We start from the raw sequence: 13,940 nt of genomic DNA, 5'->3' as shown, positions 1-13,940 counted from the left end.
TGCCGTGCCGGTGGCTGCCGTGGCCGCGCCTACCGCCGCCGCGGCGACCGCCACGGCCGCGGCGCTGCCGGAAGGCGAGCGCTGGCGCTATCGCGTCCAGGACGCGCCGGGCCGGGTCGGCGATGCGGACCGCTTCGATGCCTGGATGAAGTCGCGCGGCGTGCGCGTGGCCACCGGCAAACCGACCACGCCGGCGCCCAGCGTGGCCGCGGCGAGCACCCCGGTGCGCGGATCCCGCGGCACCGCAGCCGCCACGGCCACGGCCGCACCTGTCGCGGCCACGCCGAGCGTCGCCGTGGCCACGCCGACGCCGGCGACTCCCGCCAGAGCGGTCGCCAGCGCCGAGCCGCGGGCCGACGCCGACAGCGCGCGCGGGCCGCTCGGCATCCTGCTGCAGGTGGCCAGCTTCGCCAGCCGCGAGAACGCCAACCGTGCGTTGTCGCAGCTGGCCTCGGCCGGCATCGTCGGCGCCAGCATCAGCGACATCGTCTCCGGCGGCCGCACCCTGTGGCGGCTGCGGGTGGCGGCCGAGGACCATGGCCGCGCCGCGGAACTGGCCACGCGCATCGCCGGCCTCGGCTTCGGCCGGCCGCAGATCGTCAAGGATTGAGGCCGCGCGCCGCCACGGCGGGCGCGCGTCGCGCCGATGGCTTAACGCCGGTTTGCGCGCGTATCCCGGCCGCGCCTGCCCGGGCGCCGGCTCGGCCTACAATGTCGCGTTTTCCATCGGCCTTCGGGCCCGCCAGGAGTCGTTTTAGATGAAATTCCGCTTCGCCGTCGCTGCCGTGGCCACGTTCGCCGTCGGCCTGGTTTCCGCGCAGACGCCCGGTCCGGTTCCCGCGCCGCCGGCCGCCGCTGCCGCCGCTCCGGCCACCGTGGCGATCCCGCCCGCGCCCAAGCCGGCCGTGTCCAAGTCCTGGGTGCTGATGGATTACGCCACCGGCCAGGTGCTCGCCGGCGAGAACGAGCACGAACGCGTGGCTCCGGCCAGCATCACCAAGGTGATGACCTCGTACGTGATCGCGGCCGAACTGAAGCTGGGCAAGATCACCCGCGACGACCAGGTCATGCTCAGCGAGCGCGCCTGGCGCGAGGGCGGTGCCGGCACCGACGGCAGCTACAGCGGTTTCCCGGTCAACAAGACCGCGCGCCTGGAAGACATGGAAAAGGGCATGGCGATCCAGTCCGGCAACGACGCGGCGATCGCGCTGGCCGAACATACCGCCGGCAGCGAGGAAGCCTTCGCCTCGCTGATGAACGAGTACGCGAAGAAGATCGGCATGACCGGCTCGCACTTCGTCAACGCCCACGGCCTGTCGGCCGACGGCCACTACACCACCGCCTACGACCTGGCGCTGCTGGGCCGGGCGATGGTGCGCGACTACCCGGAAACCTACGCGTACAACAAGATCAAGGAATTCCGCGTCGGCGACATCACCCAGCCGAACCGCAACCTGCTGCTGTGGCGCGACCCCAGCGTGGACGGCATCAAGACCGGCCACACCTCCGAAGCCGGCTACTGCCTGCTCAGCTCGGCCAAGCGCGGCGACCAGCGCCTGATCGCGGTGGTGATGGGCGACAGTTCCGAGAAGCAGCGCGCCGAGGACAGCCTGGCGCTGCTGAACTGGGGTTTCCGCTTCTTCGAGACCCACAGCCTGTACGAGCCGGGCAAGCAGGTCGCGCAGCAGCGCGTGTGGAAGGGCACCGAGAAGCAGGTGCTGCTGGGCGTGGCGCAGCCGCTGCTGGTCAGTGTGCCGCGCGGCCGCTACAACGAACTGAAGCCGGCGATCGAAGTGCCCAAGACCCTGGAGGCGCCGATCAAGCAGGGCCAGCAGATCGGCACGGTCAAGGTGAGCCTGGACGGCAAGGTGGTGGCGCAGGCCCCGCTGGTGGCGCTGAAGGCGGTCGACGAGGCCGGCTTCTTCAAGCGTCTGTGGGACAGCTTCTGGATGTGGTGGGAATCGGAATGAGTGTTTGAAAAAAGCCGGCTGATGCCGGCTTTTTTCTTGGGAATGGAGAATGGGGAATCGGGAATTGGTAAAGCGGTGTCCCGCGACCTGGCGGATTGGTTGGCGGATGGGAAGCCCGCTTTTGCCATTCCCCATTCCCCATTCCCCATTCCCCATTCCCAGCCTCAAAGCTTCCGACTCACCGTAAAACTCCCGAACACCGGCGTCTGCCGCTGCAGGTCGAACTCGCGGGTGCGCCAGTAGCGGGCGAGGGCGAACTTCCATTTGCCGCGCATCACCGCCAGGCCGATGCCGGCGTCGCCGACGAAGGGGCGCTTCTTCACACTGTGGCTGTCGCGGAAGGTGTTGCCGTCCAGGGTGATGTCGCGCACTACCCAGCGTCCATCGGTGGTCACGAACAGGTGCGCCGACCAGCCGCCGCCGACGCTGTCGGCCGGCGGGGCGACGTTCTCGCCGGCGGGGCGCAGCGGCGAACTGCCGAAATCGTCGGGCAGCTTCCAGCCCAGGCGCAGTTCCATGCCGGCATTGGCGTGGGTATCCAGCGTGCCGAGCGCGCCGCCCCAGTGGCTGATCGCGTCCCATCCCCAGCCGTCGCGGCTGCCGTCGCCGGACCAGCGGCGCAGGCGTTCGTGCAGCACGCGGAACACCGGCTCGTCGTGTAACTGGTTGTCCCAGCCCTGGAACTTGGCGTCGCCCAGCAGGTCGTGCACCGCATCCTGCACCTGCTTGCCCTGCGCCGAGGGGCCGACCAGGCCCAGGGTGAGTTGCGTGGTGCGCAGGCGCTCGTCGTTGCGCGCGTTGTAGCCGATGTTCATCAGCAACAGGCCGGCGTAGGGACGGTCGTCCTCAATCAGGTCGCGGCGGGTCTTGTCGGTGGGGGTGAACAACGCCTGGCCGATCGCGAAGGTCATGTTGCGCTGGGTGAAATCGCTGTTCGGCTGCAGCCAGGTCAGGGCGCGGTTCGCCGCCCGCGCCAGCCGCGGCAGGCAGGGGTCGTCGGTGTAGTCGCGCAGGTTCGGCGAGACGATGATCAGGCCGAACCCATTGGTATAGCCCTGGTCCTGGCCGGCGCCACCGAACAGGTCGTTGTCGACGCGGACGTTGATGGTCGGCGCGGTCGCTTCCAGGGTGTCGTGTGGACATTGCGTGGTGGCGGCGACCGGGGCCGAGGCGAAGGCCAGGGCGATGGCCAGCGGAACGAGCGGGCGGGGCGACGGCATGGGCGGCGTCTCTGGTCGAAAAAGGCGTGAGCGGCGATGTCCGCCTGCAGGCAGTCGATGCCGGCGACATCCCGGACCATGAACGCAGCCCGTGCAGTGAAGGATAGGCAAAAGTGCGGTAGCGGACAAATTCGTCCGTTTGGGTTTGTCTGTCCCATTCGCCCTCTTGCCGCGTGAAGGCGATGGTGCGCAATGACCCGCGCAGGGAGGCCCATGCCGAGGCAGCGTGGCCGCTCCACACCGGTGCCTGGCATGCGGCTGGCAGGCCACTCGCCGATGCCGTCCACCCAGGCCCGGCCTTGGGTTTGTCCGGCCCCGGCCCGATAATGCGGGCATGGACATCACTTCCGACAACCCCGATCACGGTTTCCAGTTCCCCGGCGTGTTCGAGCTCAGCGCCATGGGCACGGCCAACACCGGCCTGGAGGCCGAACTGCCGCGCCTGCTCGCCGCCGCCGGCGTGGAGGTGATGGAGGAGCGCATCAGCTGGAAGCATTCGTCCAACGGCAAGTACGTGTCGGTGCGCATCGCCTTCCGTGCCGTGGACCGCGCCCAGTACGACGCCGCGCACCAGGCGCTGCGCGAGCACCCGGAAGTGAAGTGGACGCTGTAGCCGGGGACGCGCCACTGGCGTCGGCCCTCGCGCTGCCGCCGTGTCGGGTGCGCCAACTCGGCCGCCAGCCCTACGAGCCGGTGTGGCGGGCGATGCAGCGCTTCACCGATGCGCGCGACGAGACAACGCCCGACGAACTGTGGGTGGTCGAACACGAGCCGGTGTTCACCCTCGGCCAGGCCGGCAAGCCGGAACACGTGCTGGCGCCCGGCGACATCCCGGTGCTGCAGGTCGATCGCGGCGGCCAGGTCACCTACCACGGCCCCGGCCAGTTGGTGGTGTACCCGCTGCTGGACCTGCGCCGGCTGCACATCGGCGTGCGCGACTACGTGTGCCGGATCGAGCAGGCGATCATCGACACCCTCGACGAATGGAACATCCTCGGCGAGCGCCGCGAAGGCGCGCCGGGCGTCTACGTCGGCGGCGCCAAGGTCGCCGCGCTCGGCATCCGCGTGCGCCGCGGCTGCACCTTCCATGGCCTGTCGTTCAACGTGGCGATGGACCTGGAGCCGTTCCACCGGATCAATCCCTGCGGCTACCAGGGCCTGCAGGTGACCGCGGTGCTAGACTTGGGCGGTCCCTCCGGCATGCAGGCGGTCACCCCGGTCCTGCTGGCCCAACTGGCGCGCCAGTTCGGGCTGACCCTGCAGCCGCTCGACGCCTTGCCCGATCTTTCGCTCACGCACGCGGCCTGACCGCCTGCCCGCCGACCACGCCATGACCCAGCCCAGCGCACGCTCCATTCCCTTGCAGGTCCTTTCCGGCGACAGCGCGCCCGCGCCGCTGCAGACCGGCGTCAAGCAGTTGGGCGGCGACAAGATCGCGCGCTCGCCGGTGCAGTTCGCCGACGCGCCGGTGCTGCGCAAGCCCTCGTGGATCCGCGTGCGCATTCCCTCCGGCAATGCGGTGCAGAACCTCAAGGCCAAGCTGCGCGAGAACCGCCTGGTCACCGTCTGCGAAGAGGCCAGCTGCCCGAACATCCACGAGTGCTTCGGCCACGGCACCGCCACCTTCATGATCCTCGGCGAGGTCTGCACCCGCCGCTGCTCGTTCTGCGATGTCGCGCACGGCCGGCCCAAGCCGCCGGACGCCGGCGAGCCGGCCAGCCTGGCGCAGACCGTGGCCGACATGGGCCTGAAGTATGTGGTGGTGACCAGCGTCGACCGCGACGACCTGCGCGACGGCGGCGCCCAGCATTTCGCCGACTGCATCGGCGCCATCCGCGTCGCCGCGCCGACCACCCGCATCGAGATCCTGACCCCGGACTTCCGCGGCAAGGGCCGCATGGACCGCGCGCTGGAGATCCTGGCGACCAATCCGCCAGACGTGTTCAACCACAACATCGAGACCGTGCCGGACCTGTACCCGAACGTGCGTCCCGGCGCCGACTACCAGTGGTCGCTGACCCTGCTGAAGAAGTTCAAGGCGCAGCATCCGGCGATCGCCACCAAGTCCGGCATCATGCTCGGCCTGGGCGAGACCCTGGAGCAGGTGCAGGCGACCCTGCGCGACCTGCGCGCGCACGACGTGGACATGGTCACCATCGGCCAGTACCTGCAGCCGACCGCCCATCACCACCCGGTGATGCGCTACTGGACGCCGGACGAATACAAGGCGCTGGAGGAGTACGGCAACGCGCTGGGCTTCAGCCACGTCGCCTCCGGCCCGATGGTACGTTCGTCCTATCACGCCGATCGCCAGGCGGCCGGCGCCGGCGTCGCCGCCTGAATCGCCTCCTCCTGAGCCGCGTCGTCGATCGCGCCTTGGCGCGGCGGCGACGCGCGTTCGTCGCCGCAGGACGACCGTCCGCGCGGCTCGCACCGGCAGCGTTCACACTTCTGCGCAGGCGCGCCGCTAGTCTGCTTCATGAACAGGTGACACGGCCTGCAACTTGCGTCACTGTCGTGTTGTCTCACGCGATGTGCTGCCCCCCTGACGGCCTGGTGCCGAGAGTCCCCAGATGAAATTCAAAGCTTCCGCCTTCCTGCTGGCGTTTGCGCTGACCGCACCGCTTGCGCTGTTCGCCCGGACCGATGCGCCCGCCCTGCCGGCCGCTGCCACCGCCGACCAGGCCACCACCGCCAAGCTGGTGTACGGCCTGCTCTCCGACAGCCGCTACGCCTACCGGCCGCGCGCCCTCGACGAGGCAACCTCCAAGGAGGTCTTCAAGAAGTACCTGGAGACCCTGGACGGCAGCAAGCAGTTCTTCACCCAGGCCGACATCGACAAGTTCGCCGCCTTCCAGAACAACCTCGGCGCCAATATTTCCTCCGGCCAGCTAGAACCGGCGTTCCAGATCTTCGCCGTGTACCGGCAACGGGTGGACGAGCGCATCGCCTACGCGCGCAAGCTGCTCAAGCAGGACTTCAACTTCGACGGCGACGAGAAGTTCGAGTACGACCGCAAGAACGCGCCGTGGGCCAAGGACGACCAGGAACTGGATGCGCTGTGGCGCAAGTCGGTGATGAACGACTGGCTGCGGCTCAAGCTCGCCGGCAAGAAGCCGGAGGACATCCGCAAGACGCTCGATAAGCGCTATGCCAACCTCGACGACTCGGTGAAGGAACTGAAGAGCGAGGACGTGTTCCAGTTCTTCATGAATGCCTACACCAATACGGTCGATCCGCACACCGACTACTTCACCCCGCGCACCGCCGAGAACTTCAACCAGCAGATGTCGCTGTCGCTGGAAGGCATCGGCGCGCAGCTGCAGAAGCAGGACGACCTGGTGGTGATCCGCGAGGTGATCCCGGGCGGTCCGGCCGCGCTGGACGGCACGCTCAAGCCGGGCGACCGCATCGTCGGCGTCGGCCAGGGCAAGAGCGGTCCGGTCGAGGACGTGATTGGCTGGCGCATCGACGACGTGGTCGCCAAGATCCGCGGCGACAAGGACACCCAGGTGCGCCTGGAGTACATCCCCGCCGAAGCCGGCGTGGACGGCAAGCATCGCCAGGTGCTGCTGACCCGGCAGAAGGTGCGCCTGGCCGAGCAGGCCGCCAAGGGCGAGACCATCGAGCTGCCGGCGAAGGACGGCGAGCCGGCGCGGCGCATCGGCGTGATCAAGCTGCCGGCGTTCTACCAGGACTTCGAAGGCCGCCGCCGCAACGCCAAGGACTATGCCTCGGCGACCCGCGACGTGGCCAAGCTGCTGGCCGGGTTCAAGACCGACAAGGTCGACGGCGTGGTGCTGGACCTGCGCAACAACGGCGGCGGTTCACTGGACGAAGCGATCGAGTTGACCGGCCTGTTCATCGAGCAGGGCCCGGTGGTGCAGGTGCGCGAATCCGGCGGCCGCGTCACCGTCAACAGCGACCAGAACCCGGCCGTGGCCTGGGACGGCCCGCTGGCGGTGCTGATCAACCGTGGCTCGGCCTCGGCGTCGGAGATCTTCGCCGGTGCCATCCAGGATTACGGCCGCGGCCTGATCATCGGCGAGACCAGCTTCGGCAAGGGCACGGTGCAGAACATCGTCGACCTGGACCGCTGGCCGGCCAACGAGACCGACCGCTTCGGCCAGGTCAAGCTGACCATCGCCCAGTTCTTCCGCGTCAGCGGCAGCAGCACCCAGCACAAGGGCGTGGTGCCGGACATCGCCTTCCCGGCCAGCGTCGATGCCACCGAGTTCGGCGAGAGCACCTACGACAACGCGCTGCCGTGGAGCCGCATCGCCGCGGTGCCGCACACCCAGTACGGCAATTTCGCGCCGCTGCTGCCCAAGCTGGAGGCGCTGCACACCACGCGCATCGCCAACGACAAGGAATTCCAGTGGTGGGAAGAGGACGTGCGCCAGTTCCGCGACGAGGCGGCGAAGAAGTACGTGGTGCTCAACGAGGCCGAGCGCCGCGCCGAGCGTGAGAAGCAGGACGCGCAGCGCAAGCAGCGCCAGGAGGTCCGCAAGCAACTCGGCCTGCCGCTGGATCCGCTGGCCGACGACAGCAGCGACGACGGCCTGACCGGCAACGAGCGCGACATCGTCAAGGACGCCGCGCGCGAGAAACTGGTCGACAAGCGTCCGGACCCGCTGCTGCGCGAGTCGGCCTCGATCCTGAGCGATGCGGTCAACCTGCTGGAAAAGGATCGCCCGCTGTCGGTGCAGGTGCTGCCGCAGTCCACCGGCCCGGGGCGCTGGGCCGACTGAGTCCGCTCGCCGCCTTCGTCCGAACACGAACGCGCCATCGCCCAGCGGTGGCGCGTTTTTTGTTGCAGGTCGGATTTTGCAGGTAGCCGATATGCGCCATCGTCATGCGCTGGTCGATCCACGGTGTCGGTGCTTGCGGAGGAACTGGAGGGCTGAGCGGGGCGGCATTCCGCCTGCTGGTGATCGGCACGCATCGCGGACGTGGCGTTGATCCGTCGCGTCCTTGCCGTTTGGCGTCGTAGGAGCGGCTTCAGCCGCGACCCAGCATTCCCGACAAGGCCCCATCGCGGCTGAAGCCGCTCCTACCGCTGCGCGATACAGCGGCGCAACCACCTCTTCAGCCCAGCGCCTGCCACACCTGGTGCACGCCCAATCCCAGCAAGGTCAGGAAGAACACGCGGCGGAACGTCCTGGCGGAGATGCGCTGGCGCAGCCGCGTGCCCAGCCACATGCCGATGGCGGTGGGCAGCAGCGCCAGCAGCGATGGACCCAGCGCGTGCGAGGGGAAGGCGCCGTGCGCGACCAGTGCCGCGGCCAGCGCAAGTGTTGCCGCGGCGAAGCAACTGCCGAGCGCGTGCATCAGCGTGTCCCGCGGCAGCTCCAGCGCCACCAGGTAGGGCAGCACCGGCAACACGAACGCGCCGGTGGCGCCGGTCAGCAATCCGGTCGCCAGGCCGACGGGCGGCCCCGCCCAGCGCGCCTGCGAGGGCGGCAGGCGCGGCTGCCATTGGCTCAGGCCAAGCATGGCGTACAGCGCCAGCAACGCGCCCAGGCCGGCGCGCGCCAGCCGCGGGTCGGCGCCGGCGAGGATGCCGGCGCTGCACCAGGTGCCGGCGACGATGCAGGCCAGCAGCGGCCACAGCCGCCGCAGCAGCGCGCCCGTGCCTGCGCCCCAAACCTGTTGCAGGTTGGTCAGCAGCGACGGCAATGCCAGCAGCGCCGCCGCCTCGGTCGGCGTCAGCCACAGCCCGAGCAGGCCCATCGCCACCGTCGGCAGGCCCATGCCGGCCACGCCCTTGACGCCGCCGGCCAGCAGGAAGACCAGGGCGATCGGCAGCAGGTGCGGGGCGAGCGTGTCCATGGCGTCGAGCATCGGCGTGCAGCGGCGGCCGGACAATGCGCGAATGCTTCAGGCAGACTTCGGCAACGACGAAGGCGGGGGCGCCGATGCACCTGGATTTCACCGATCTGCGGCTGTTCCTGGCGGTGGCCGAAGCCGGCAGCATCACCGCCGGCGCCGACCGCGCGGCATTGTCGCTGGCCGCCGCCAGCGCACGCATCCGCGCGCTGGAGGCGCAGCTCGGCGTCGCGGTGTTCGAGCGCGGTCCGCGCGGCGTCGGCCTCACCGCGGCCGGCACCGCGCTGCTGCGGCACGCACGGCAGTTGCTGCGCCAGGCGGAGGCGATGCGCAGCGAACTGGGCGAATACGCCGGCGGCCATCAGGCAAGTGTGCGCCTGCTGGCCAATACCGCGGCGCTGTCGGAGTGGTTGCCGGAGGTGCTGGCCGAGTTCCTGGTGGCGCATCCGCGCATCGATCTGGTGCTGCGCGAGCAGGGCAGCGTCGCCGCGGCCGACGCGCTGCGCGAGCAACGCGCCGACCTGGCGGTGATCGCCGATCACGCCGATCTGCAGGGTCTGCAGGCCCACCCGTTCCGGCAGGACCAACTGGTGCTGGTGGCCGCAGCCACGCACCCGCTGGCGCAGGCGTCGCAGCTGCGGTTCGCGCAGGTGTGGCAGGCGCAGTTGCTCGGCCTGGCCGAGGACAGCGCGTTGCAGCGGCATCTGCAGACCCAGGCTGCGCGTGCCGGTGGCCAGTTGCGTCTGCGCGCGCAGGTGCACGGCATCGAACCGCTGTGCCGCATGCTGGCGCGCGGCGTCGGCGTGGCGATCCTGCCGCAGGCGGCGCTGGAGCGGGTCAGCGTGCGCGCGCAACTGGTCGCGGTGCCGCTGCAGGAGCCGTGGGCGCTGCGCCAGTTGTCGATCGTGTGGCGAGCGACACCGGCGCCATCGTCGCCGGTGCAGCAGGTGTTGGACTGGTTGTGCGCGCATGCCGTGCCGGCGGCCTGAGTATCCGTCGGCTGGCGCACGACGGACGCCTCTGACGATGCGCTTGCGCAATGGTGCAGCGAGGCATCGTTAACTGGCAGGCGCGGGCCTTGCTACGCTGTTCGGGATCGCTTGCGACCGCTGTTCCCCGGTGACGCGTGTCGCGGCTGAAGTCGCTCCTGCGGACGCACGGCCCTCTGTCAGCGCAGTTGCTTCCTGTGGGAGGGACTTCAGTCCCGACTGCTACCGGAGCCGGATGCTTCCCGGTGCGAGATTGCGACTGAAGAGCTGAGCGGATCACGCGCTTCTGCTTTGGCTCTGCCGGAGGTGTTGCCTGTCTTGCAGTGCTCGATGTGGCCTTGGCCAGCCAGCCACGCCAAGGTCTTTCGCGTCATGCGCGTCGCGGCTGAAGCCGCTCCTACGACGAGCGGCACTTCGTTAGCTAACCGTCTGCTTCACCAGGCATGATGTCGCCTGGTAGGAGCGGCTTCAGCCGCGACAGGCTTTACCGCTGGCGCCTCGTCGCGGCTGGTGCCGAACAGATAGGAACCGCTCCCGTTCGCGGGCCTGCGGTCCATGCCACAGGCCCACGCGCCTCACTGCGGCCAGGCGAAGGTGGCGATCACCGGGAAATGGTCCGAAGGCCAGTGGCCCTGCGGTCGCGCATCGAGCGTGGCGTAGTCGGTTGCTTTGAGCCCGCGCGAGAGGATCCAGTCGATGCGCCGGTCCGGGTGGCCGGTGAAATCGTGGAAGGTCGCTTCCGGGCCCTGCGGCTGCGCCACCTGCGTGCGCGCATCGGCCAGGCTGGCGGTGAGGGTGCGGTACGTCGGCGAGTCCGGCACGGTGTTGAAGTCGCCGGTCAGCACCACCGGCACGTCCGCCGGCAGCGCCTTCAGCCGCGACACGATCAGCGCCGCGCCCTTGGCGCGGGCCGCTTCGTCCTCGTCGCGATAGGGCAGATGGGTGTCGAACAGGTAGAAGCGGCGGCCATCGCCGATGCGCTCGAACAGGCCCCAGTTGACCATGCGCGGCAGCGGATGGCCCCAGCTGATGCTGCCCATCACCTCCGGCGTGTCCGACAGCCAGAAGTGTCCCGAGTCCACCAGCTTCAGCCTGCGGCTGTCATAGAACACGCCCATGCGTTCGCCGTCGTCCTTGCCGTCGCGGCTGGGACCGAACCAGCGGTACTCCGGCAATTGCGCGGCCAGGTAGTCGGCCTGGCGTTCGACCAGTTCCTGGGTGCCGAACACATCCGGATGCTGCGCGCGGATCAGCGCGGCCATCGCGCTGCGGCGCACATCCCAGCGCTTGTCGCCGTCGGTGTCGACCGGCACGCGCACATTGAAGCTCATCACCTTGAGCGGGGCCGGCGCGGCGGGCGTTGCGGGCGTGCGCGCCTGCGCCGGCGCGATGCACGCGCCCAGCACCAGCAGCAGAGGAAGCGCGAGCGTGCGCGCGGACGACAGCGACAGCGACATGGCAGATCTCGACAGGAGCGGAGCACGCGATGGTGGCACGGCGGTGGTGTCGGTGACCACCGCGTGGCGCGCCTGCCGAGCGGCGATCAGTTGAACGCCGACAGCGCCTGGGTGAGTTTGCCGTTGTTGTCGACCGCACCCATCGTGTAGCCCTGCCAACCCGGGTAGGCGTCGGGTTCCCAATAGAACACGCCCAGGCCGCGGCTGCCGAGCGCGCGGGTCTTGCTGAGCAGATCGGCCAGCATCGCGCGGGTGGTGGCGGCCTGCTGCCAGTCCATGCCGACCTCGCTGACGATCACGTCCGACCCGTAGCGCGCCACCATGTCCTGCATGTTGCTGGCGATCTGGGTGTTGGCGCTCTGCCAGGCATTGGGGGACGGGTAGTGCGACATGCCGACCACGTCCCACTTGCCGCCGGCCGACTTGAGGCTGTCGAAGAACCAGCGGAAGGTCGCGTTGTCGTAGCCGTTGGCCAGGTGCACGATCACCTTGGCGTTGGGATAGACCGACTTGCTGGCGTTGTAGCCGCTGTTGATCAGCTGCGCGAGGTTGCCGAAGTTGGGCGTCTTGCCGTCCGGCCACAGCATGCCGCTGTTGATCTCGTTGCCCACCTGCACCCAGCTCACGTCGATGCCGTTGGACTTGAGGTAGGACAGGATGCCGTTGGTGTGCGAATACACGTCCTTCACCAGTGTGGCGAAGTCGTGGTTGCTCCAGGCCGCCGGCTTGGTCTGCTTGCCGGGATCGGCCCAGCTGTCGCTGTAGTGGAAGTCGATCATGATGCGCATGCCCTGCGCCTTCGCGCGCTTGGCCATGTTCAGCGTGTCGGCGCCGTCGTTCCAGCCGCCCTGCGGATTGACCCACACGCGCAGCCGGATCGCGTTGACGCCGGTGCCCTTGAGCAGCGAGAAGAAATCGGTGGTGGCGCCGGAGGCGTTGCGGAACACGCGCCCGCTGCTTTCCTGCTGGTCGATCCAACTGACATCGGCGCCCTTGGCGAAGGTCTGCGCCATGGCCGGCGCACACAGGCAGGCGAGCAACAACACCAGCAGCCAGGCGGACACGCGCTTGCTCGATCGGTTCATGCGATTCTCGCAGTGATGGGAGGAGGGAAGAAGGGGCGTCGCGCGACCGAGAACGGCGGCCGGCGCGACGTGCCGGGCGGTCCCCTTGGCCGCGGCGCGCACGAGGCTAGCGCGATCGCTGTGGCGACGCGCGCTGCACTGCAGCGTCGCCGGCGCGGCGTCCACGTGCGTTGTCTGGATGGCCGATGAATCTGCGCGGTGCGTCACTTGACGCGATGCGGCATCGGCGTAGCATTTCGCCCACGCCAAGGGACAGACCCGCGGCGATCCACCCAACCGTGAGGGATGCTCATGGAGTTCGACTATCTGGTGTTCATCGGGCGCTTCGAGCCCTTCCACAACGGCCACGCTGCCGTTGCCCGCCACGCCCTGGCGCGTGGACAGAAACTCATCTTCCTGATCGGCTCGGCCGAGACTCCCCGCACCATCCGCAATCCCTGGACCGTTGCCGAGCGCAGCGTGATGATCCAGGCCGCGCTGGAAGGTGCCGGCGAGCGCTTGATCCTGCGTCCGCTGCGCGATCACCTGTACAACGAAAGCCAGTGGATCGCCGCGGTGCAGTCCACGGTGGCCGAGGCGGTGCGCAGCGACGGAGGCAGCGCCGAGGCGCGGATCGGCCTGATCGGCATGGACAAGGACGCCAGCAGCTATTACCTGCGCGAGTTCCCGCAGTGGCCGCTGGTCGACGTGCAGCACACCGAGACGCTGTCGGCGACCGAGCTGCGCCGTTACCTGTTCGAGGCCGGCAGCATCGATTTCCACGGCGCGCTGCTGATGCTGCGCGGCAACGTGCCGACGCCGGTGTTCGACATGCTCGAGGCGTTCCGCAAGAACTCGCCGTCGTATGCCGAACTGCTCGCCGAATACCAGTTCATCGAGCAATACCGCGCCGCCTGGAAGGAGGCGCCGTATCCGCCGACCTTCGTCACCGCCGATGCGGTGGTGGTGCATTCCGGGCACGTGCTGCTGGTGCGCCGCCGCGCGGCCCCCGGCAAGGGTCTGTGGGCGTTGCCGGGCGGTTTCGTCGGCCAGCACGAGAGCATCCTCGATGCGTGCCTGCGCGAGCTGCGCGAGGAGACCCGGCTGAAGATCCCGGTGCCGGTGCTCAAGGGCTCGCTGAAGAACCGCCATGTGTTCGACCACCCCGAACGCAGCCTGCGCGGGCGCACCATCACCCACGCCTTCCACTTCGAATTCGTGTTCGGCGAACTGCCCGAGGTGCGCGGCGGCGACGACGCCGACAAGGCGCGCTGGGTGCCGGTCAGCGAAGTGCTGGGCATGGGTCCGAAACTGTTCGAAGACCATCTGCACCTGCTCGAATTCTTCCTGGGCCGCGGCTGACGCGGCCTCCCCGGCCGGCGGACAGACCGCCGGCTTTCCCAGACGCGAA

Annotated in this window: 12 protein-coding genes; 8 read left to right on the top strand and 4 right to left on the bottom strand. The window is 69.1% G+C overall.

Annotation, left to right across the window (positions count from 1 at the left end):
* Positions 1-610: SPOR domain-containing protein (locus tag J7357_RS10585; RefSeq protein WP_209246274.1), on the top strand; the 610-nt coding region annotated here is incomplete at its 5' end.
* A 148-nt stretch (positions 611-758) separates the two neighbouring features.
* Complete coding sequence (locus J7357_RS10580) at positions 759-1,970, top strand: D-alanyl-D-alanine carboxypeptidase family protein (RefSeq protein ID WP_010343114.1); 1,212 nt, start codon at positions 759-761, stop codon at positions 1,968-1,970.
* A gap of 164 nt (positions 1,971-2,134) precedes the next feature.
* Here J7357_RS10580 and J7357_RS10575 read toward each other — a convergent pair whose 3' ends face one another.
* The gene (locus tag J7357_RS10575; protein ID WP_209246272.1) at positions 2,135-3,190 is read right to left on the bottom strand and encodes a lipid A deacylase LpxR family protein; all 1,056 of its coding nucleotides are present in this window, start codon (positions 3,188-3,190) and stop codon (positions 2,135-2,137) included.
* A 334-nt stretch (positions 3,191-3,524) separates the two neighbouring features.
* Between J7357_RS10575 and J7357_RS10570 the strand changes: the two genes are divergently transcribed.
* From J7357_RS10570 to J7357_RS10555, 4 genes are all read left to right on the top strand, one after another.
* Positions 3,525-3,803, top strand: coding sequence for a YbeD family protein (locus J7357_RS10570; RefSeq protein ID WP_010343116.1), 279 nt, complete (start codon positions 3,525-3,527; stop codon positions 3,801-3,803).
* Positions 3,791-4,498, top strand: a complete 708-nt coding sequence (gene lipB / locus J7357_RS10565; RefSeq protein WP_209246270.1) for a lipoyl(octanoyl) transferase LipB — start codon at positions 3,791-3,793, stop codon at positions 4,496-4,498. The genes J7357_RS10570 and lipB overlap by 13 nt, the downstream gene beginning before the upstream one ends.
* Before the next feature lie 22 nt (positions 4,499-4,520).
* Positions 4,521-5,531 carry a lipoyl synthase gene (gene lipA, locus J7357_RS10560; protein ID WP_043094712.1) on the top strand — a complete coding sequence of 337 codons (1,011 nt, stop codon included), beginning with the start codon at positions 4,521-4,523 and terminating at the stop codon, positions 5,529-5,531.
* A gap of 232 nt (positions 5,532-5,763) precedes the next feature.
* Positions 5,764-7,941 (top strand): carboxy terminal-processing peptidase, encoded by a 2,178-nt coding sequence (locus J7357_RS10555; RefSeq protein ID WP_209246268.1) that lies wholly within the window; start codon positions 5,764-5,766, stop codon positions 7,939-7,941.
* A gap of 337 nt (positions 7,942-8,278) precedes the next feature.
* On the opposite strand, the gene J7357_RS10550 is transcribed toward J7357_RS10555, so the two are convergent.
* Positions 8,279-9,022: a sulfite exporter TauE/SafE family protein gene (locus J7357_RS10550; RefSeq protein ID WP_209246303.1), complete on the bottom strand. Its 744-nt coding sequence runs from the start codon at positions 9,020-9,022 to the stop codon at positions 8,279-8,281.
* 86 nt (positions 9,023-9,108) lie between these two features.
* On the opposite strand from J7357_RS10550, the gene J7357_RS10545 reads away from it, so the two are divergent.
* Positions 9,109-10,008, top strand: a complete 900-nt coding sequence (locus J7357_RS10545; protein WP_209246266.1) for a LysR substrate-binding domain-containing protein — start codon at positions 9,109-9,111, stop codon at positions 10,006-10,008.
* Positions 10,009-10,583: 575 nt separating this feature from the next.
* Here J7357_RS10545 and J7357_RS10540 read toward each other — a convergent pair.
* Both J7357_RS10540 and J7357_RS10535 read right to left on the bottom strand, forming a co-directional pair.
* Positions 10,584-11,465: an endonuclease/exonuclease/phosphatase family protein gene (locus tag J7357_RS10540; protein ID WP_244667421.1), complete on the bottom strand. Its 882-nt coding sequence runs from the start codon at positions 11,463-11,465 to the stop codon at positions 10,584-10,586.
* Between the two features lie 86 nt (positions 11,466-11,551).
* The gene (locus tag J7357_RS10535) at positions 11,552-12,550 is read right to left on the bottom strand and encodes an arabinogalactan endo-1,4-beta-galactosidase (RefSeq protein WP_209246265.1); all 999 of its coding nucleotides are present in this window, start codon (positions 12,548-12,550) and stop codon (positions 11,552-11,554) included.
* Between the two features lie 285 nt (positions 12,551-12,835).
* Here J7357_RS10535 and J7357_RS10530 point away from each other — a divergent pair, with 285 nt between their 5' ends.
* Positions 12,836-13,891, top strand: a complete 1,056-nt coding sequence (locus J7357_RS10530) for a bifunctional nicotinamide-nucleotide adenylyltransferase/Nudix hydroxylase (RefSeq protein WP_017909091.1) — start codon at positions 12,836-12,838, stop codon at positions 13,889-13,891.
* Positions 13,892-13,940: the final 49 nt, after the last annotated feature.

The sequence above is a fragment of the Xanthomonas sp. D-109 genome, assembly GCF_017746095.1.
GTDB classification, from domain to species: domain Bacteria; phylum Pseudomonadota; class Gammaproteobacteria; order Xanthomonadales; family Xanthomonadaceae; genus Xanthomonas_A; species Xanthomonas_A sacchari.
This window is presented reverse-complemented; position numbering and strand designations above follow the sequence as displayed.

Excerpts from the sequence above, each read along its gene's own strand:
- J7357_RS10530 (WP_017909091.1), top strand. The coding sequence starts at position 12,836 with ATGCTCATGGAGTTCGACTATCTGGTGTTCATCGGGCGCTTCGAGCCC.
- J7357_RS10570 (WP_010343116.1), top strand. The coding sequence starts at position 3,525 with ATGGACATCACTTCCGACAACCCCGATCACGGTTTCCAGTTCCCCGGC.
- J7357_RS10580 (WP_010343114.1), top strand. The coding sequence starts at position 759 with ATGAAATTCCGCTTCGCCGTCGCTGCCGTGGCCACGTTCGCCGTCGGC.
- J7357_RS10555 (WP_209246268.1), top strand. The coding sequence starts at position 5,764 with ATGAAATTCAAAGCTTCCGCCTTCCTGCTGGCGTTTGCGCTGACCGCA.
- J7357_RS10575 (WP_209246272.1), bottom strand. The coding sequence starts at position 3,190 with ATGCCGTCGCCCCGCCCGCTCGTTCCGCTGGCCATCGCCCTGGCCTTC.
- J7357_RS10550 (WP_209246303.1), bottom strand. The coding sequence starts at position 9,022 with ATGGACACGCTCGCCCCGCACCTGCTGCCGATCGCCCTGGTCTTCCTG.
- J7357_RS10535 (WP_209246265.1), bottom strand. The coding sequence starts at position 12,550 with ATGAACCGATCGAGCAAGCGCGTGTCCGCCTGGCTGCTGGTGTTGTTG.
- J7357_RS10540 (WP_244667421.1), bottom strand. The coding sequence starts at position 11,465 with ATGTCGCTGTCGCTGTCGTCCGCGCGCACGCTCGCGCTTCCTCTGCTG.
- lipA (WP_043094712.1), top strand. The coding sequence starts at position 4,521 with ATGACCCAGCCCAGCGCACGCTCCATTCCCTTGCAGGTCCTTTCCGGC.
- J7357_RS10545 (WP_209246266.1), top strand. The coding sequence starts at position 9,109 with ATGCACCTGGATTTCACCGATCTGCGGCTGTTCCTGGCGGTGGCCGAA.